Here is a 19507-nt window from a genome sequence, read left to right on the forward strand (position 1 = left end):
TGTTCGTTCGTGAAGCGTTTGCGAGGCATGGCATCCACCCTCCTTCAGGGTTCAGGATGCCCGAAAATCTTGCGCTCAGCCCGGACCAGTTTCGTGGGTCAGGACCAGTCGCGAACGGGCAGCGCCCGGCACCCACGCTCCATCCTGTCCGGACCGGGAAGGCACCTTGTCCGTCGCTGCGATGACGCTCGCGGACCCGCAGGCCTATTTCGGGTCTCTCTAGGGCGGCGAGAAGGGACTTGTCGGGGTGATGGAGATGAGTCGGCGAGAGTTCGGGACGGTGCTGGGCGGCGCGGCGCTGTCGGGCATGGCGCACGGCGCGGCCGCAGCCACTGGCGTCGCAACCCTGGTCCGCGGCGGCTACGTCATGACCATGGACCCTGGCCGCGGCGACCTGGCCGGCACCGACGTCCTGGTGCGCGACGGACGCATCGCCGAGATCAGCGCCGGTCTCGCGGCGCCGGCGGGCGCCGAGGTGGTAGAGGCTGCCGGCATGGTGGTACTGCCGGGCTTCGTCGACGCCCACACCCACGGCTCGATCAGCCAGATGCGCGGGCTCTACGGCAACACCGCCGAGGCCGCGTTCTTTCCCACCACCAACCGCCTCTCCGCCCACTACGCGCCGGAGGACACCTACACCGGCATGCTGCTGAGCGGGGTCGAGAGCGCGGCTTCCGGCATCACAACGAGCGCCGATTTCTTCGATCTCGTCCGCAACCGCGACCATGCCGAAGCCGGGCTCAATGCCCTGCGGGACGCGCCGATCCGCGCGAGGCTGCTCTACGGCATGAGAAGTAAGACCGCCGCGGACATGATCGACCTCGACCATGTCGAAGAATGGCAGCGGGGCTGGACGGGGCACGCGGCCGACGGCCGCCTGTCGCTGGGCCTCGCCTGGCGCCTGCCGCAGGCGCTCGACGACGCCGCGGCCTGGGCGATCAAGATGCGGGAATGGGAGGCGGCCCGCCGCCTCCGCCTGCCGCTCCAGGTCCACGTCAGCGGCACGGTGCCGGGACGCGCCGAGGCGATGTTTGACGCGCTCATCGCCAGACGGTTGCTGCACCCGGACCTGCAGGTCATCCACGCGACCGATGCGCGGCCCAACCAGCTCGCCGCCCTGGAGGAAGCGGGCGCGGGCCTCGTGATGACGCCGTTGTCCGAGCATCGGGTCGGCTACGGACTGACCCGGCTCGACCGCTTCGCCGGGGTGAGCCGCCTCGGCTTCGGCATCGACGGCAGCGGGCTCGCCGGCTTCACCGACATGTTCGCCCTGATGCGGCTCGCTGCCCTGACGATGGCTGGGGCGACGCGCGACGAGAAGGCCGTCCGGCCGCGTCAGCTGCTCGAGCTGGCCACCATCGGGGGGGCCCGGGCCCTGGGCCTCGACGCCGAGCTCGGCTCCCTGGTTCCGGGGCGGTGGGCCGACCTCCAGGTCGTCCGCCTCGATGCGCTCAACCTCGCGGGCTTCGACGGCGGCGACCCGTGCTCGCTGCTGGTCTACTCGGCCCGTCCCGAGGACGTCGCCCTCGTCATGGTCGGCGGACGCGTCGTGAAGCGGGACGGCCACCTAGTCGGGGTGGACATGACGGCGCTCCTCGACCGTGCGCGCCGGTCCATTCGCTCCGTACGGGCCCGCGCCGGTTGAAACCCGAGCGCCCAACAACCTTTTCCGACGGCCGGCGAACGCCAGCGCCACGCCGTCCATCCCGCACCCGAATTTCGACCTCGCTTCGAAGGAGACACCATGAGCCTTGCATCCGCGCTCGGCCTGACCTCAGGCAAGAAGGTCCGCTACGCTTTCGTCGCGTTGGGCGACATCACCCAAGAGGCCATGCTTCCGGGCGTCGCGCACACCGGAAACTCGGAGGTGGTCGCGTTCGTCACCGGCGACTCCGAGAAGGCGCGGGGCGTCGGCAAGCAGTACGGCGTCACCGATACCTACGGCTACGAGCAGTTTGGCGAGCTCCTCGCCTCCGGCAATATCGACGCGATCTACCTCGCCACGCCGAACTGGCGCCATGCCGAGTTCGCCATCCCGGCGCTGAAGGCCGGCATCCACGTGCTGGTCGAGAAGCCCCTAGAGGTCTCCACGGAGAAGTGCCAGGAGATCCTGGAGGTGGCCAAGACCTCGTCAGCCAAGTTGATGGTGGCTTACCGCCTGCACTTCGAACCGGCCACGCTGGCCACCATCGACCTGATCAGCTCGGGAAAGCTCGGCGAGCTCCTCACCTTCACCTCGACCTTCACTCAAATGGTCTCGCCCGAGAATCACCGGGCCAAGAACGGCGTCGAGGCCGGGCCGATCTTCGACATGGGACCCTACCCGGTGAACGCTGCCCGCTACGTGTTCGGCGACGAGCCGACCGAGATAGTCTCGGCAGTGGGTGTGCGCCACCCGGAGGCAAGCTTGGGCGACTTCGACGACACGGTCGCGGTGACCTTGCGCTTCCCAGGCAATCGGATCGCACAGTTCACGATGTCTTACTGGGGAAATACGCTCGACACCTACTCTGTGGTCGGCACGAAGGGCAGCGTCGAAGTAAACCCGGCCTACATGTACGGCAAGCCGCTGGAGCACACCGTGACGCTTGGGGAGGCCAAGAGCCACGAGAGCTTCAAGAACACCGATCATTTCGGCAGCGAACTCAGATATTTCTCCGACTGCATCCTCAACGACAGGGAGCCCGAGCCGGATGCTGAGGAGGGCTACGCGGACGTGCGGGTGCTGGAGGGCATCGTCCGGGCCATCAAGTCCGGCGGACCCGTCAAGCTGGAGCCGTTCACCCGGACCGAGCGGATCGACACGGGCGCCCAACGCGAGACGCTCAAGGCACAAGAGGGGCCCCGGCTCGTGAATACCTCCAATCCGGGCAAGGGCAAAGACAAGGTTCCGCAGAACTAATGGCTGTTTTGGGACCGTCGCGCGAAAACTACAACCTGGCAGGATCATGACCGAGCAGACAAGGGGCAAGCGTGGCCTTTACGAAGGCGGCGATCTCGGGAACGCGGATCACGCGCGATTGCCGGGTTCGGAGTTTCCGATCCAGGACTATGCCGCGCTGGGCGACGGGCGCTCCGTCGTCCTCTTGGCGCCGGACGGGGCGGTCGCTTGGTGGTGCGTGCCCGAGATGGATTCGCCGCCGCTGTTCGACACCCTGCTCGACCCGCGGGCCGGCGGCTTCTTCCAGGTCGAGGCCCACGGGGCCGAGGTGGTCGAGCGGCGCTACAGGCAGGACAGCAACGTGCTCGACACGGTGCTCGCCTCCGATAGTGGCCGGGCGCGCCTGACCGAGTCCCTCAATAGCTCCACCGCCGGCCGCCTGCCCTGGTGCGAGCTCGCCCGCCGCATCGAGGTCGAAGCGGGCACGATGACCTTTCGCATCCGGGCGGTGTTCGGCACGCGCGGCGACACCGCATCGCCCTGGCTGCAGCCGAACCCGAACGGCTGCGTCTTCCACGTCGGGCCGGTGCTCGGCCTGTTCCGCTGCAGCGACAACATGCAGGTCACCGAGGAGGAGGATCGCACCATCTGCGCCACGGTGACCCTTGCGGCGGGCGAGCGCGCGACCGTCGCGCTGCTCGCGGGCGAGGACGAGCCGCTCGGCGTGCCCACGATGGAGGAGGTCGATGCCCGCATCGACATCAGCGACGAGGCTTGGCGGCGCTGGGCGGAGGGGCTGCGCTACGACGGCCCGCACCGCGAGGCGGTCCGCCGCAGCGCGCTCGCGCTCAAGCTGCTGCTCTACTCGCCCTCCGGCGCCATCGCGGCGGCCGCCACGACCTCGCTGCCAGAGGGTATCGGCGGGGAGAAGAACTACGACTACCGCTATGCCTGGATCCGTGACGCGGGCTATGCGGTGAACGCCTTCCTGCGGGTCGGCGCGATGCCGGAGGCGAAGGCGGCCTTCTCGTGGCTGATGAAGCGCCTCGACCAGCACGGGCCGCGGGTGCTCTACACCCTGTGCGGCGAGGTCGGGCCGGACGAGCGCGCCCTGGAGCTCCCAGGTTACCGCGGCTCACGACCGGTGCTCGTCGGCAACGCCGCGGCGCTGCAGCACCAGCACGGCATCTACGGCGACATCTTCGAGACTGCGGCCCTGTTCGTCGCCGACGGCAACGTCCTCGACCAGCGCAGCGCTGCGGTCCTATCGGCGCTCGCCGACCAGAGTGCCGACCGCTGGCGCCAGAAGGATGCTGGGATCTGGGAGCTGCGCGAGCCACAGCACTACACGATGTCGAAGATCAGCGCTTGGCAGGGGCTCGCCCGCGCGGTCGAGCTCGCCGAGGCCGGGCACTTGCCGGCAACCTGCGTGCCGCGCTGGAGGCGCGAGCGCGACCGCATCGCCGCTTGGATCGAAGAGCACTGCTGGTCGGAGCGGCGCAAGGCCTTCGTGCTCCATCCTGGCACCGAGCGGCTCGACGCCTCGCTCGCGCTCGCGGTCCGCTTCGGCTTCGACAGCTGGGACAAGCTGTCCTCGACCCTCGACGCGATCCGCGAGGAACTCGGACGCGGGCCCTTCGTCTACCGCTACTCCGGAGCCGAGCGCGAGGAAGGCGCGTTCCTGGCGTGCTCGTTCTGGCTGGCCGAGGCGCTGGCCGAGCTCGGGCGGGAGGAGGAGGCAGAGAAGGTCTTCACCGGCACGCTTCGCGCCCTGCCCAAGGGCATCGGCATCCTGAGCGAGATGGTCGACCCGGAGAGCCGGGACTTCCTCGGCAACACGCCCCAGGGGCTCAGTCACCTTGCCTTGATTCATGCCGCCTGCACGCTGCGCGGCGACCGGAATCGTCCTATCAGAGCCCTCGAATGACTTTCGTCGACCTGCCCGAGACCGCCCCCTCGATGCGGAGGCGGCGCAAGCGGCCGCGCCGGCTCCGACCGTTCCGGGAGCTCACCCAGCCCTTGTCGTTACCGCGCTGAGCATGGGCGGCTTTGCCATTGGCACGACCGAGTTCGCGGCGATGAGCCTGCTACCGGCCTTCGCCCCCGACCTCGCCCTTGACGCGCCGACCGCGGGCCACGTCGTCAGCGCCTACGCGCTCGGCGTCGTGATTGGTGCGCCCGTCATTGCGGTGCTGGCAGCCAGGATCGTGCGGCGCACACTCCTCGATCGGCTTGATGGTGCTGTTTGCCTTCGGCAATGGCCTCTCGGCGCTCGCGCCGAGCTACGGCTGGATGCTGGCCTTCCGCTTCCTCGCCGGCCTGCCGCACGGCGCCTATTTCGGTGTGGCCTCCCTGTCGCCGCCTCTCTGGTCCCGCGCGAGCAGCGGACCCAGGCCGTGTCGCGCGTGATCCTGGGGCTGACCATCGCCACCGTAGTCGGCGTGCCGCTCGCCAATGGCATCGGCCAACTCGTGGGCTGGCGCTGGAGCTTCGGCCTTGTGGCGGCGCTGGCGATCCTAACTGCCGTCCTGGTGCGCGTCCACGCGCCACTCGGCGCGCCCGCCGCCAGGAGGGCGAGCCCGCTGCGCGAACTCGGGGCGCTGCGGCGGGGCAGGTCTGGTTGACGCTGGCCATAGGCGCCATCGGGTTCGGTGGCCTATTCTCGGACTACACCTACCTTCCCTCGACCCTGCTGGACGTTACCCACGTGGCGCCATCGGCAATCCCGGCCGTGCTCGCCGTGTTCGGGCTTGGCATGACCGTCGGCTGAACCGCTCCGGGTTTTTCGGAGGCCGGTTGGCTTGGGTCAGGCTGCCAAGGCTTGGTCGCCGACGTGTGCATGATAGCGCGCTTCGGCCTCGGCGGGGGGGACGTTGCCGATGGGCGCGAGGAGGCGACGGTGGTTGTACCAGTCCGCCCACTCCAGGGTGGCGTACGCGACGGCCTCGAAGGAGCGCCAGGGTCCGCGTCGGTGGATGACCTCCGCCTTGAACAGGCCGTTGATCGTCTCCGCGAGGGCATTGTCGTAGCTGTCGCCGACGCTGCCGACCGACGGCTCGATCCCTGCTCCGGCCAGACGCTCGGTGTACCGTAGAGCTAAGTCTTGCGAGCTGCGGTCCGAGTGATGCACCAGCCCGCTGCCCTGAACAGGACGACGCTCGTGCAGCGCCTGTTCCAGAGCATCCAGCACGAAGCTCGCGTGAGCGCTGCGTGAGGCCCGCCAACCGACGATGCGCCGGGCGAACACATCGATGACGAAGGCCACATAGACGAAGCCCGACCACGTCGCCACGTAGGTGAAGTCGCTGACCCACAAGGCGTTCGGCCGCGGAGCCTTGAACTGGCGATTGATACCGCCGCGCCTTCGAACGGACTCGTTCGGAGGCGCAAGGCAAGCCCGAATGGGCGCCGGCGCTGATGCGCCGGACGCCTTGCCATCGACGTGTCGATGGCAAGGCGCGAGGGTATGACGCGGTCGAGGGGGCAGGCTGCGGCCGGGTCGGGGATCGTGGTGCGCACGCGCCTGCCCCGCACCACCCCCGTCAAGCCCATCCGGCGCATCAGCCGCGCCACCGTGCACCGAGCGGTCACGATCCCCTCCCGGGCCAGTTGCCGCCAGATCTTGCGCACGCCGTAGACGCAGAAGTTGGCCTCGAACACGCGCTGGATGTCGATCATCAACGCGGCGTCACTGCGCGCACGAACCGGCTGCTTGTCGAGATCGGCACGCCGAGCGGCGTGCACGTAGTAGGTCGACGGGGCGATCGGCAGCACCTTGCAGATCGGCTCGACCCCGTAGACGGCTCGATGATCGTCGATGAAGCTGATCATGGCCGAAACCGGCGGTCGAGCTCGGCAAAAGCAAAATATGCGCTCGCCTTGCGCAGGATCTCGTTGGCTTGGCGTAGCTCGCGAACCTCGAGCTCCAGCGCCTTGATCCGCTCGTGCTCGTCCGTCGTCTGGCCAGGACGCACGCCCTGATCACGCTCGGACTGGCGCACCCAGTTCCGCAGCGTCTCGCCCGAGCAGCCGATCTGGGCCGCGATCTACTGGATCGCCGACCATTGCGAGCCGTGCTCGCGCACCATCCGTACCGCGCGCTCGCGCACCTCAGGGGAAAACGGGGTTGTTCGCTTCGTCATGGCTCCATCCTCTCAGAAGTTGGAGCCTCCTGTCTGTCGCGGTTGATCTACTCTGCGACCGCGGACGGCATCCCGCGAGCCTCCAGGGTGTCTGAGCCCAGTTCCCGGATCGGGAGCCGTCCGCGCCATGAAGCATCAGCCTGAACAGTTGATTGGGACAGATTCGGCCGATCCCGCAGGACAGGAGTAGGAATCATAATGCAAGACATCTTCGTCGGAGTTGATGTTGCCAAGGACTGGCTCGACGTTCACCATGCGCTCAGCGGCGCACGCCGGATCGCAAATACGACTGCTGCAGCACGAAGCTTCGCCGCTGCATGTGCAAAGCAGGGAGCATGGGTCATCTTCGAAGCTAGCGGTGGTTATGATCGCGTGCTGCGTGATGCTCTCGAAACTTGCAATGCCCGGTTCAGTCGCGTGAACCCGCGACAGGCTCGCGATTTTGCCCGGGCCATGGGAGTGATCGGGAAAACCGATCGCGTCGATGCGCGTATGTTGGCAGAGTTAGGGATACGGCTGCGGCCGGCACCGACACAGCCCCTCGCCACAGCCCGACGCGCCCTTCAGGCCCAGGCGACCCGCCGTCGCCAACTCGTCGAGATCCGTAAACAGGAGGCCACAAGGCTCCAGCAAACAGCTGACCGCCAAGCCCGCGCTGACATCATGAGCTTGATTGCGGTTCTCGATCGTCGCATCGCGAAGGTCGAGGCGCAGATCGGTGACCTGATCAAAGCCGATCCAGAACTCCGCCCTCTCAATCAGCGCCTTCAAACCGCTCCTGGTGTAGGTCCAATCGTTGCCGCGACATTAATCGCCGAGCTGTCTGAACTCGGGCAGCTTGATCGCCGCAGCATCGCTGCCCTGGCGGGCTTGGCACCGATCGCGCGTGACAGCGGCAAGCGTGTCGGCCCACGCAGCGTCGGCGGTGGTCGGCCAATCGTCCGAACGATCGTTTACCTCGCAGCTCTGCAGGCCTCCCGGCGGTGTGCCATATTCCGAGACTTCCGCCAGCGCCTCCAGTTGGCCGGAAAACCGACCAAGGCGGCACTGACGGCTACTGCCCGCAAACTGCTGGTTACACTAAACGCCATGCTCGCCAGCGGTACCGATTACACCCCAGCCGCCGCGATCTGATTACAGTTGCCGGGAAACCCGGGGCGGTTCAGGGGCGCGGCGAAGCGTGAGCTGGACCGCGTGTCCTCGCACAGGATGGGCTCTGCGGGTGCCACGAGCCCGCAGCCTGGGCCGCGGCAGGTCGTTCGTCACCTCCGGAGATCCTCCTTTCCGTCGAACGGGAGGTTCGGGAACGCTTCGTGCTCGAAGGAACGTGCGGCTCTGCTCCCGGACAGAACAACCCCGCGATTGCCGTCATGCCGTCAGCCGGCGCCTCGTCGTGGTCAGGCTTGCGTAAATCATGTATCCATAAATTATTTAAAGCGACGCAGATTTGGGATCGTCACGATCCGCTCTTGATCCGTGTCATATGGACGAAGGACGGTGTCGGGACCGGCTTGATCCCATGAAGCAGCTCTCCAACTCAGCCGCACTGCGCACGTCTAAGCCTCGTCGGTATCTCGCACAACGCAGGCAACCTCCCAATTGCGGAGGTATCTTTCAGGCAGAGCAGGCGCTGAGCAATCAGCAATGGAATGTGTACAAATTGTAAAATACAAATATACAAAATATATATGCCATAAACATTCAGCGCGCCGAGGTAGATCTCGATTTTCATCTGGAGAAAACAGGCGCCATTGGTCAGCGGCCATGCGCCGCCGCACGAAAAATGCGCAGCGTGCCGCGAAAATGAGATGGACATCGCCACGCATAAAAACAACTATGGATACACAATTGACTCGATAGGGGGATGCCATGAGGACGGTGATCCAGGCCGGGCACGTGATCGCCTTCCAGGACGGTGGCCATCGCCATCTCAAGGGCGGGACGATCGTGATCGAGGACGACCGCATCGCCCATGTCGGCGGCGGCGCCTTCGAGGGCGAGGCGGACGAGGTGATCGACGCGCGGGACAAGGTCGTCACGCCGGGCTTCATCAACACGCATGCGCACTTAAGCGAATCGCCGCTCGACCGCTCCTTCGTGGAGGATCGCGGGCCGCGGAACTTCTACCTGTCCGGCCTCTTCGAGTTCCTCACCGCCCGCGACGGGGCGATCACCGAGGCGGCGCGGCGCGCCTCCGTCGCCGCCTCGATGCCTGAGCTGATCCGCACCGGCACGACCACCATCGTCGAGATGGGGTTGCAGGGGCCATACGTCGCCGAACAGGCCGAGAAGGCGGGCCTGCGCGCCTATATCGGCGAGATGTACCGCTCCGGCCGCTGGTACACCGACGACGGCAAGAGCGTTCAGTACCAGTGGTGGGAGGATGACGGCGCCGCGGCGATGCAGCGGGCGGTCGATTTCATCACGGCGATCGACGGGCGCGCCGAGGGGCGCATCAAGGGCTTCCTGACCCCGGTCCAGGTCGACACCTGCTCGGAGGCGCTGCTGCGGCGCTCGCGGGCGGTCGCCACCGAGATGGGTGTGCCGCTGGCGCTGCACGTCTCGCAATCGGTGCCGGAATTCCAGGAGATGGTGCGCCGCAACGGCTGCTCGCCGGTCGAGTGGCTGGAGAAGATCGGCTTCCTCGGCAGCGACGTCATCCTCGGCCACGTCATCATGCCGGGCGGGTCGAGCTGGACCAACTACCACGCCGACGACATCGGCATCCTGGCCGATACCGGGACCAACGTCGCCCACGCGGTCTGGGTGTTCGCCCGCCGCGGCATCGCGATGGAGAGCTACGCGCGCTATCTCGCCCGCGGGGTCAACATGACGCTCGCGACCGACACCTGCCCGCAGAGCATGATTGAGGCCCTGCGCTGGACCGCCGTCATCAGCAAGATCATGGACCGGCGCACGGAGGTCGCGACCGCGTCCGACGTGTTCAACTCGGCGACGCTCGCCGGCGCCAAGGCGCTCGGCCGCGACGACCTCGGCCGCATCGCGGACGGCGCCAAGGCCGACCTCCTGTTCTGGGAAGGCCGCAGCCTGTTCATGACGCCGATGCGCGATCCCGTGCGCAACATCGTCTACTCGGCCCAGGCCGAGGACCTGAACGCCACGATGGTCGACGGCCGCTTCATCATGCGGGACCGGGTCGTGCCCGGGTTCGACATCGCGGCGCTCACCGCCGACCTGCAGAGCGGGGCGGAATCGATGTGGGCCAACATGCACCGCGAGGACTGGGCCAAGCGCGACATCAACCAGCTCTCGCCGGAGAGCTACCCCGAATTCCGGCGCTGATCGGCCGAGACGACCCGCCTTCACCGATGACGTCCTGCGGCCCCGGCCGCGGGACCGGACCTCGACTTCTCACGACCCGGCCGCGCCGCGATGGGGATAGCAATGACGCGCAAGAAACGGACGACCCTCGCCCTTTTGGCGACCTGCCTCGCGCTCGCCGGCGCGCCGGTACGGGCGAGCGACCTCAAGGTCGTGATGGAGAGCCGGCTCGGGAATCTCGATCCGATCCTCAGCGCCTCGCACCAGACCCGCGACCACGGCTACCTCATCTACGACACGCTGTTTGCCCTCGACGCGAGCCAGGCCGTCCAACCACAGATGGTCGAAGGCTACACGGTCTCTCAGGACGGCAAGGTCTACACCTTCCGCTTGCGCGACGGCCTGACCTGGCACGACGGAAAGCCCGTGACCGCCGCCGACGTGGTCGCCTCGATCAAGCGCTGGGGCCAGCGCGACCGGATGGGCATGGCGCTCAAGTCGATCACCACCGACCTCGCGGCCCCGGACGACCGGACCTTCACCCTCACCCTGTCGCAGGCCTCCGGCGTCGTCCTCGAGGCCTTCGCCAAGCCGAGCGGCGTACCGCTCTTCATCATGCCGGCGCGCGTCGCGGCGACGCCGGTCACCGAGGCGATCACCGATTACACCGGCTCCGGCCCCTTCGTCTTCAAGGCCTCCGACTACCAGCCCGGCGTGCGCGCCATCTACGAGAAGAACCCGCGTTACGTGCCACGCAGCGAGGCGCCGAGCTGGTTTGCCGGCGCCAAGGTCGCCAAGGTCGACCGGATCGAGCGCATCGAGATGCCGGACCCGCTGACCGCCGTGAACGCGCTCAACAGCGGCGAGATCGACTACCTCCAGAACATCAACGTCGACCTGATGCCCCTCGTCCAGACGAGCGAGGTGACGACCCGTCGCCTCGACGCACTCGGCTACCAGGTCAGCTACCGGCTCAACCACCTGCAGCCGCCCTTCACCAACAAGCTCGTGCGCCAGGCTGCCCTGTGGGCGATCGGGCAAAGCGAGATCATGCAGGCGCAGTTCGGCGATCCTGCGCATTACAGCCTGTGCGGAGCGGCGTTCGGCTGCGGCCTACCCTATGCGAGCGACGTCTCCGCCGCGATGGTGCTGAAGGCGGACCCCGCCAAGGCCAAGGCACTGCTGGCGGAAGCCCGCTACGACGGCACGCCGGTCGGCCTCATCCACATCTCGGACATCCCGTCCCTGTCCTCGGTCGCACCGGTGATGGCCCAGCAGCTGCGCGCGGCGGGCTTCAAGGTCGAGCTGCAGGCGATGGACTTCATGACCATGCTGTCGCGCCGCGCCAACCAGGGTCCGGTCTCCGCCGGCGGCTGGAGCATCTTCGTCACCAGTTGGCACAACACCGAGATCCAGGACCCCTTGCGCAACTTCATGATCGTCGCCGAGGGCAAGGGCGGCTATGCCGGCTGGGCCGACGTGCCGCAGATCGGCGCGCTCACCCGCGAGTTCCTGACGGCGACGAGCCTGGAAGAGCGCAAGGCGATCGCCGGCCGCATCCAGGGCATCGCCTACGACGAGGGCGTCTTCGCCCCGCTCGGCTCGTTCGCCAGGGTCAGCGGCTTCCGCAAGGATGTCGAGGGGGTGCTGGACGCGCCGGCCAACCTCTTCTGGAACATCTCGAAGAAGGGCCGCTGAGGCGATGCTCGGCTATCTCGCCCGGCGCGTCGCGATGACCCTGCCCGTGATGGGCGTGGTGGCCCTGATCGTGTTCGCGCTGCTGCACCTCGCGCCCGGCGACCCGGCCTCGATCATGGCGGGGGACGCCGCGTCCCCGGCGGAGCTCGCCGAGATCCGGGCACGGCTCGGCCTCGACGCGCCGCTCGCGGTGCAGTTCGTCACCTGGCTCGGCCAGATCCTCCAGGGCAATCTCGGCCTCTCCCTCCACTCCCACAAGCCGGTGGCGGAGATGATTGGGAGCCGCCTGGGGCCGACGCTCTCGCTCGCGGTGGCGACCGTGACGGTCTCGCTCCTCGTCGCGATCCCGATGGGCGTCTACGCCGCCTGGCGGCGCGGGCGGCTCAGCGACCGCCTGGTGATGGCGGTGGCGGTGCTCGGCTTCTCGACGCCGGTCTTTGTGGTGGGCTACGGGCTGATCTACCTGCTCTCGCTCAAGGCGGGCTGGTTCCCGGTGCAGGGCTTCACCGCCCTCACCATCGATCCGATCCGCTTCCTGCGCACCGCCACCCTGCCGACCCTGACCCTGTCCACGGTCTACATCGCGCTCGTCGCCCGCATCACCCGCTCCAGCGTGCTGGAGGTGCTGGGCGAGGATTTCGTCCGCACCGCCCGCGCCAAGGGCGTGCCCGAGGCGAGGATCGTCCTGCGCCACGCGCTGCGCAACGCCGCGGTGCCGATCGTCACGGTGGTCGGGTCCGGCGCCGCCTTCCTGATCGGCGGGGTCGTCGTCACCGAGAGCGTGTTCAATATCCCGGGGCTCGGCCGCCTCGTCGTCGAATCGGTCCTCGCGCGCGACTACCCGCTGATCCAGAGCCTGATCCTGCTCCTGTCGCTGGTCTACATCCTGATCAACCTCGCGGTCGACGTGCTCTACACGGTGTTCGACCCGCGGATCCGGTACTGAGAACAACCTGCTTTACCGCATCGTCTTCTCGAAGTCCCGGTCCGCCGCGATGTCCGGTGCGGGATGCGAAGGGTGAAAATCCATGTCAGCCCTCACGACCACAGGTTCGCCGCCGCACCACGGCGGGCGGCGGTTCCTGCCGCGCGGCCACGGGCTCTCCGCCTGCGCCGCCCTGGTGCTGCTCGTCATCGGGCTCTCCGCCCTCATCGGGCCGCTCGTCATCGCCGCCGACCCGCTCCACATCGATCCGGTGAACCGGCTCAAGCTGCCCTCGGCGGCGTTCTGGTTCGGCACCGACGCGATGGGGCGCGACGTCTTCGCCCGCGTCGTCTACGGCGCCCGGACCTCGCTCCTCGTCGGGCTGGCCTCGGCCGCTTTGTCCCTGGTCCTCGGCACGCTGATCGGGCTCCTGGCGGGGTACTTCCGGCTCCTCGACGGCGTCGTGATGCGGGTGATGGACGGCATCATGGCGATCCCCTCGATCGTGCTCGCCGTGGCCCTCGTGGCGGTGACCGGGGCCAATCTCGGCACCGTCCTCCTGGCGATCGTGCTGCCGGACTTCCCCCGGGTGGTCCGGCTGGTGCGCGGCGTCATCCTGGGCCTGCGGCAGGAGGCCTATGTCGAGGCGGCGATCTCGCTCGCCACCCCGACCTGGCGGATCCTGCTGCGCCACATGCTGCCCAACACCCTGGCGCCGCTGATCGTGCAGGGCAGCTTCCTGGTCGCCTCGGCGGTGCTGACCGAGGCGGTGCTGAGCTTCCTCGGGGTCGGCCTGCCGCCGGAGGTGCCGTCCTGGGGCAACGTGATCGCCGAGGGGCGGACCTACTTCCAGATCCGGCCCGGCCTGATCTTCTTCCCCGGCCTGTTCCTCGCCCTCACGGTGCTCAGCATCAACCTGATCGGCGATGCCCTGCGCGACGCCCTCGACCCGAAGCTCGCGACGAGGCGCTGACCATGACTGCCCCCGCACCCGCCGAGGTCCTGCGCATCGAGGGCCTCACCGTCTCTCTCAAGGCGACGGGCCAGCCCACCGTCGCCGACCTCTCGCTCGCCGTGCGGGCGGGCGAGACCCTGTGCGTCGTCGGCGAATCCGGTTCCGGCAAGTCCGTGACCTCGCTCGCCGTGATGGGTCTCCTCGATCCCGCCGCCCTCGCGGTCACGGCGGGGCGGATCACGGTCGACGGCGAGGACGTGCTGGCGGCGTCGCCGGAGCAGTTACGCCGGATGCGCGCCACCCGGATGTCGATGGTGTTCCAGGAGCCGATGACCGCCCTGAACCCGGTCGAGACCGTCGGGGCGCAGGTCGAGGAGGTGCTGAAGGTGCACGGGATCGGCGATGCCGCCGCCCGCCGCCGCCAGGTGCTCGAGATGTTCGCCTCCGTGCACCTGCCGAACCCGGAGCGCATCCACGCCTCCTATCCCCACCAGCTCTCGGGCGGCCAGCGCCAGCGCATCGTGATCTCCATGGCGCTGATCCTGCGGCCGAAGCTCTTGATCGCCGACGAGCCGACCACGGCCCTCGACGTCACCACCCAGCGCCAGATCCTGCTGCTGATCCGCGAATTGCAGGAGCGCTTCGGCACCGCCGTCCTGTTCATCACCCACGATTTCGGCGTGGTGTCGGAGATCGCCGACCGCATCGTGGTGATGAATCGCGGCCGGATGGTCGAGATCGGCAGCCGCGACGACGTCCTGGCGCGGCCGAGCCAATCCTATACCCGGATGCTGGTGGCCTCCGTGCCGAGCCTGGTGCCGCCGGAGCGCGCGCCCGGCGGCGGTTCCGAGGTCCTGACGGTGGCGGGACTCGCGAAGAGCTACGGCCAGACCCGCGGTCTCGGCGGGATACTGCGGCGCAAGGCCGGCGTCGCGGCGCTCCACCCCACCGACATGCGGCTCGCCCGCGGCGAGATCCTCGGCATCGTCGGCGAATCCGGCTCGGGCAAGACGACGCTCGCCCGCTGCATCATGCGGCTCGTCCCGCCCTCCTCGGGCTCGATCCGCCTCGACGGCACCGAGATCGCCGGCCTGTCGAACGCCGCCTTGCGCCCGCACCGGCGCCGGTTGCAGATCGTGTTCCAGGATCCGTTCCGCTCGCTCAACGCGCGAATGCGGGTGCGCGACCTGATCGCCGAGGGCCCGCTCAATTTCGGCGTCTCCCGCGAGGCGGCCTATGCCCGGGCCGGCGAGCTCCTCGAACGGGTCGGCCTGTCGCGGGAGATGCTCGGGCGCTTCCCGCACCAGTTCTCCGGCGGGCAGCGCCAGCGCATCGCCATCGCCCGCGCCCTGGCGCTCGAGCCCGACGTGCTCGTCGCCGACGAGTCGGTCTCGGCGCTCGACGTCTCAGTGCAGAGCCAGGTGCTCGCGCTCCTGCGCGGCATCTGCGACGAGAGCGGCGTCGGCATCCTGTTCATCACCCACGACCTGCGGGTGGCCGCCCAGATCTGCGACCGGATCGCGGTGATGCGCCGGGGCGAGGTGGTCGAGACCGGCACCGCCGCCGCCGTGCTCGCCGCCCCCACCCATCCCTACACCCGCGAGCTGATCGCCGCCGCCCCGGGACGGGGCTGGAACTTCGCGGAGTTCCGGGCCGAGCCGCAGGCCGCCGCCCTGTGACGGGCCGCGCGCAACCACACCACCCCAAGGGAGGCCTGATGAAGACGATCGGTGTCGATGTCGGCGGCACGTTCACGGACCTCGCCCTGTGCGACGTCGGAAACGGCGAGGTCGTCATCCACAAGGTCGCGACGACCCCGCACGACCCGTCCGAGGGCGTGGTGCAGGGCGTGCGCGAAGTGTGCGCCCGGGCCGGGACCGAGCCGGGGGAGATCGCCTACGTCTTCCACGGCACGACGACCGCGACCAACGCCGTTCTGGAGAACAAGCTCGCCCGGGCCGGGATGATCACCAATGCGGGCTTTCGCGACATCCTGCATATCGGGCGCCACCAGCGGGTCGAGCATTACTCGATCCGGCAGGAGCTGCCCTGGCAGAGCCGCCCGCCGATCGCCCGCCGGCACCGCAAGACCGTGGCCGGACGCCTCGTCCCGCCGACCGGGGCGGAACTCGTGCCCCTCGACGAGGCCGGGGTGGGCCGCGCCGCCGAGGAGCTGAAGGCGGAAGGGGTCGAGGCGGTCGCGATCTGCTTCCTGTTCTCGTTCCTGAACCCGGCGCACGAGGAGCGCGCCCGCGCCATCGTCGAGGCGGTGATGCCGGAGGCCTTCGTCACCACCTCCTCGTCCGTCTCGCCGCAATTCCGCGAGTTCGAGCGCTTCACCACCGCGGCGCTCGCCGCCGCCATCGGCCCGAAGGTCCGGCGCTACATCGCGAACCTCGAATCCGCCCTGGCGCGGCTCGGCGTCACCGGCGAGCTGCGGATCATGGCCTCGAACGGAGGCGCTGCCACCGCCCGGATGGTGAGCGAGAAGCCGGCCCTGACGCTGCTCTCGGGCCTCGCCGCCGGGGTGCTCGGCGGCCGCTGGGTCGGCGAGCGGATGGACCGGCACGACCTCATCACCCTCGATATCGGCGGCACCTCGGCGGATATCAGCCTGATCCGGGAGGGCCGCTTCGCCGAGACCGACGCGCGCTCGACGGCGCTCGCCGGCTTTCCCCTGCTCCTGCCGATGATCGACGTGCACACGATCGGGGCCGGCGGCGGCTCGATCGCCCATCTCGACCGGGGCGGCGCCTTCCGGGTCGGCCCGCGCAGCGCCGGCGCCGTGCCGGGCCCCGCCGCCTACGGCAAGGGCGGCGACGCGCCGACGGTGACGGATGCCCACGTCGTCCTCGGCCATCTCGACCCGGAGGATTTCGTCGCCGGGGACCTGCGCCTCGATCCCGAGGCGGCGGTCCGGGTCGTCGGGGATCTCGCCGGCCGCCTCGGGCTGCCGCTGCACGAGGCCGCCGAGGGCATCCTGACGGTGCTCAACGCCAACATGGCGAACGCGATCCGCTCCCGGACGGTCCAGAAGGGCCTCGATCCGCGCGGCTTCGCCCTGATGGCGATGGGCGGGGCCGGTCCGCTCCACGGCGCGGCGGTGGCGCAGATGCTCGCGATCCCGGAGGTGATCGTGCCGCCCTATCCGGGCATCACCTCGGCGCTCGGGCTCCTCACCACGGATCTCAAGTACGATGCGATCCGCACCCAGTTCCAGGTCTCGGACAGCCTCGACATCGCCCGCCTGACGGAGGGCTTCGCCGCGATGGAGGCCGAGCTCGCCGGGCTCTTCTCCGCCGACCGGGTGCCGGCGGAGCGGGTGCGCACCACCCGCACCGGCGACCTGCGCTATCTCGGCCAGGGCTACGAGCTCTCGATCGACTTTCCCTCGGGGGCCCTCGACGCGGCGGGGCTCGACGCGGTCTGGCGGTCGTTCCACGACAGGCACGCCGCCGAGTACGGCCACGCCTTCCCGGGCAGCCCGATCGAGATCGTCAACATCCGGGTCGCCGGCACCGGCCTGCTGCGCAAGCTGCCCGGCCTCGCCGCGCCGGCGGGCGGCTCGCTCGACGCCGCGGAGCTGCGCCGGGGCCGCTGCCTGTTCCGGATCGGAGGCCGGCTCACGCCCTGCGACACGCCGTTCTACCGGCGCGAGGCTCTGCCGGTCGGCGCGGCCGTGGCGGGCCCCGCCATCATCGTCCAGCAGGACAGCACCACCCTGGTGCCGCCCGGGGCCCGCGCCGGCGTGCACCCTTCCGGCAGCCTCGTCATCACCCTGGGAGACGCCGCATGACCGCGCCCGATCCGACCACCGCCATCGACCCCGTGACCGCCGCGGTGATCCAGGGGGCGCTCGAGACCATCGCGGTCGAGATGGGCCACAAGCTCATGCGGATGAGCCACTCGTCGATCATCCGCGAATCAGAGGATTTCGGCGCCGCCCTGACCGATCCGACCGGCAGCCAGCTCTGCGAGTGCCGGATGTCGACGCCGCTGCAATCGGGGCCGATCCCGGGCTACGTCCGCCACATCCTCAAGGTCGTGGCGGGACGCGGCGACGCGATCCGGCCCGGCGACGTGATCATGCACAACGACCCCTATGGCGGGGCGAGCCACGGTCCGGACGTCGCCTTCTGCGTGCCGGTCTTCCATCAGGACGCGCTCGTCGGCTTCTCGGTCACCACGGCGCACCACCTCGACATCGGCGCGCTGACGCCGGGAAGCTGCGGCATCGTCGATGCGGTCGACACCTACGCCGAGGGCCTGCAGTTCAAGGCGATCAAGGTCTACGAGGCCGGGCGCCGGGTCGATCCGGTCTGGCAGATCCTGGAGGCCAATCTCCGCGCGCCGCAGCTCGTGGTCGGCGACATGGAGGCCCAGATCATGGCGGCGCGGATCGGCGCCGCGCGCTTCAGCGAACTGATCGAGACCTGGGGCCTCGCCGCGATCACGGCCGCCCACGACGACCTCATCGCCTATTCCGAGCGGCTGATGCGCGAGGCGATCCGGGCGCTCCCCGACGGCGAGTACCGCGCGGTCACCCATCTCGACGGCTACCTCGACGATCCGGACCCGGGCCGCCGCGATCTGCCGCTCGTCGTCACCCTGCGCATCGCCGCCGACACCCTCGAGGTGGACCTCACCGGTACCGCGCCGCAGCTCCCCGACAAGCCGATCAACATGCCCTTCGAGGGCACGGTGGATTGCGCGATCTGGCTGACCGTCCGCTCGATCCTGCTCGACAGCGTCACCTTCGGCCACATCCCGCAGAATGCCGGGCTCACCCGGCAGATCCGCATCGTGGCGCCGAAGGGCTGCCTCGCCAACCCGGATTTCCCGGCCCCGGTGATCGCCCGGTTCTGTCCGGGCAACCAGCTCGCCGACACGGTGATGAAGGCGCTGGCCCAGGTCGCGCCGGATCGGGTCTCGGCGGGCATCGGCAACCTGCGCGTCGCCTCGTTCTCCGGCCTGAAGGACGGCCGGCACTGGGTCCACATGGAGATCCTGGAAGGTAGCTACGGCGGGCGACAGGGCCTCGACGGCATGGATGCGGTCGACACGCTCTACGCCAACACCCGCAACAACCCGATCGAGGACATCGAGATGCACCTGCCGCTGCGGGTCACGCGCTACGAATTGCGCGAGGACGCGGTGGCGCCCGGGCGCTGGCGCGGCGGCATCGGCACGGTGCGGGAATTCACCTTCCTGTCCGATGGCGGCTTCTCGATGGAGGGCGACGGCCACAGCCACCGGCCCTGGGGCCATGACGGCGGCGCGGACGGGCTCACCGCCTCGGTCACGCTGGTGCCGGCGGACGGCGCGCCCCGCGCCCTCGTCTCCAAGATCCCCTACCTGAAGGCGAAGGCCGGCGACCGGCTGGTCTGCCTCGGCCCCTGCGGCGGCGGCTACGGCGATCCCCTGGCGCGCGACCCCGAGGCGGTGCTGCACGACCTGCGCGAGGGCCTGCTCGGGCCGGAGGCGGCCTTCGCCGATTACGGGGTCGCCGCGATGCCGGCGGGGCTCGACGAGGCGGCGACGCGGGCCGAGCGCGGGCGGCGGATCGTCTCCCCGCCCTCGTGAGCGGCCGGTCGCCGCCGGCCGGACGATCCGGCGGTGAACCG

The 19507-nt window shown here is 69.1% G+C and carries 12 protein-coding genes, 4 pseudogenes and 1 other annotated feature; of the genes and pseudogenes, 13 read left to right on the forward strand and 3 right to left on the reverse strand.

Annotated elements, in window-relative coordinates; all coding sequences use genetic code 11:
• Positions 1 to 256 precede the first annotated feature (256 nt).
• From MFF64_RS22385 to MFF64_RS22400, 4 genes and pseudogenes are all read left to right on the forward strand, one after another.
• Positions 257 to 1645: an amidohydrolase family protein gene (locus tag MFF64_RS22385; RefSeq protein WP_238192432.1), complete on the forward strand. Its 1389-nt coding sequence runs from the start codon at positions 257 to 259 to the stop codon at positions 1643 to 1645.
• 99 nt (positions 1646 to 1744) lie between these two features.
• Entirely contained in the window at positions 1745 to 2902 is a 1158-nt protein-coding gene (locus MFF64_RS22390; RefSeq protein ID WP_238192433.1) for a Gfo/Idh/MocA family protein, read from the forward strand.
• A 118-nt stretch (positions 2903 to 3020) separates the two neighbouring features.
• Positions 3021 to 4808, forward strand: coding sequence for a glycoside hydrolase family 15 protein (locus MFF64_RS22395; protein ID WP_238192434.1), 1788 nt, complete (start codon positions 3021 to 3023; stop codon positions 4806 to 4808).
• 112 nt (positions 4809 to 4920) lie between these two features.
• Positions 4921 to 5648 (forward strand): annotated as a pseudogene (locus MFF64_RS22400) (MFS transporter); the annotation flags it as partial.
• A 39-nt stretch (positions 5649 to 5687) separates the two neighbouring features.
• On the opposite strand, the pseudogene MFF64_RS22405 reads toward MFF64_RS22400, so the two are convergent.
• Positions 5688 to 6230, reverse strand: a pseudogene (locus tag MFF64_RS22405) (IS3 family transposase); the annotation flags it as partial.
• A gap of 119 nt (positions 6231 to 6349) precedes the next feature.
• A pseudogene (locus MFF64_RS22410) lies at positions 6350 to 7023 on the reverse strand (IS3 family transposase); the annotation flags it as partial.
• Positions 6638 to 6754 (reverse strand) — a sequence feature (AL1L pseudoknot). (Overlaps the previous pseudogene by 117 nt.)
• 198 nt (positions 7024 to 7221) lie before the next feature.
• On the opposite strand from MFF64_RS22410, the gene MFF64_RS22415 reads away from it, so the two are divergent.
• Entirely contained in the window at positions 7222 to 8157 is a 936-nt protein-coding gene (locus MFF64_RS22415) for an IS110 family RNA-guided transposase (protein ID WP_238192435.1), read from the forward strand.
• Between the two features lie 30 nt (positions 8158 to 8187).
• A pseudogene (locus MFF64_RS22420) lies at positions 8188 to 8339 on the forward strand (IS30 family transposase); the annotation flags it as partial.
• A 221-nt stretch (positions 8340 to 8560) separates the two neighbouring features.
• Here the strand turns inward: MFF64_RS22420 and MFF64_RS22425 are convergent.
• On the reverse strand, positions 8561 to 8845 hold the full coding sequence (locus MFF64_RS22425) for a hypothetical protein (RefSeq protein ID WP_238192436.1): 285 nt from the start codon (positions 8843 to 8845) through the stop codon (positions 8561 to 8563).
• A 47-nt stretch (positions 8846 to 8892) separates the two neighbouring features.
• Between MFF64_RS22425 and MFF64_RS22430 the strand changes: the two genes are divergently transcribed.
• From MFF64_RS22430 to MFF64_RS22460, 7 genes are all read left to right on the forward strand, one after another.
• Positions 8893 to 10326 (forward strand): amidohydrolase family protein, encoded by a 1434-nt coding sequence (locus MFF64_RS22430; RefSeq protein WP_238192437.1) that lies wholly within the window; start codon positions 8893 to 8895, stop codon positions 10324 to 10326.
• A gap of 102 nt (positions 10327 to 10428) precedes the next feature.
• Entirely contained in the window at positions 10429 to 12003 is a 1575-nt protein-coding gene (locus MFF64_RS22435; protein WP_238192438.1) for an ABC transporter substrate-binding protein, read from the forward strand.
• A 4-nt stretch (positions 12004 to 12007) separates the two neighbouring features.
• Complete coding sequence (locus MFF64_RS22440) at positions 12008 to 12949, forward strand: ABC transporter permease (RefSeq protein WP_099904640.1); 942 nt, start codon at positions 12008 to 12010, stop codon at positions 12947 to 12949.
• An 82-nt stretch (positions 12950 to 13031) separates the two neighbouring features.
• Positions 13032 to 13901 carry an ABC transporter permease gene (locus MFF64_RS22445; protein WP_099904642.1) on the forward strand — a complete coding sequence of 290 codons (870 nt, stop codon included), beginning with the start codon at positions 13032 to 13034 and terminating at the stop codon, positions 13899 to 13901.
• 2 nt (positions 13902 to 13903) lie between these two features.
• Entirely contained in the window at positions 13904 to 15562 is a 1659-nt protein-coding gene (locus tag MFF64_RS22450) for a dipeptide ABC transporter ATP-binding protein (protein ID WP_099904644.1), read from the forward strand.
• Positions 15563 to 15600: 38 nt separating this feature from the next.
• Positions 15601 to 17679 carry a hydantoinase/oxoprolinase family protein gene (locus MFF64_RS22455; protein WP_238192439.1) on the forward strand — a complete coding sequence of 693 codons (2079 nt, stop codon included), beginning with the start codon at positions 15601 to 15603 and terminating at the stop codon, positions 17677 to 17679.
• Positions 17676 to 19466 (forward strand): hydantoinase B/oxoprolinase family protein, encoded by a 1791-nt coding sequence (locus tag MFF64_RS22460; protein ID WP_238192440.1) that lies wholly within the window; start codon positions 17676 to 17678, stop codon positions 19464 to 19466. The genes MFF64_RS22455 and MFF64_RS22460 overlap by 4 nt, the downstream gene beginning before the upstream one ends.
• Positions 19467 to 19507 lie beyond the last annotated feature (41 nt).

The sequence above is a fragment of the Methylobacterium frigidaeris genome (assembly GCF_022179185.1).
GTDB lineage: Bacteria > Pseudomonadota > Alphaproteobacteria > Rhizobiales > Beijerinckiaceae > Methylobacterium > Methylobacterium frigidaeris.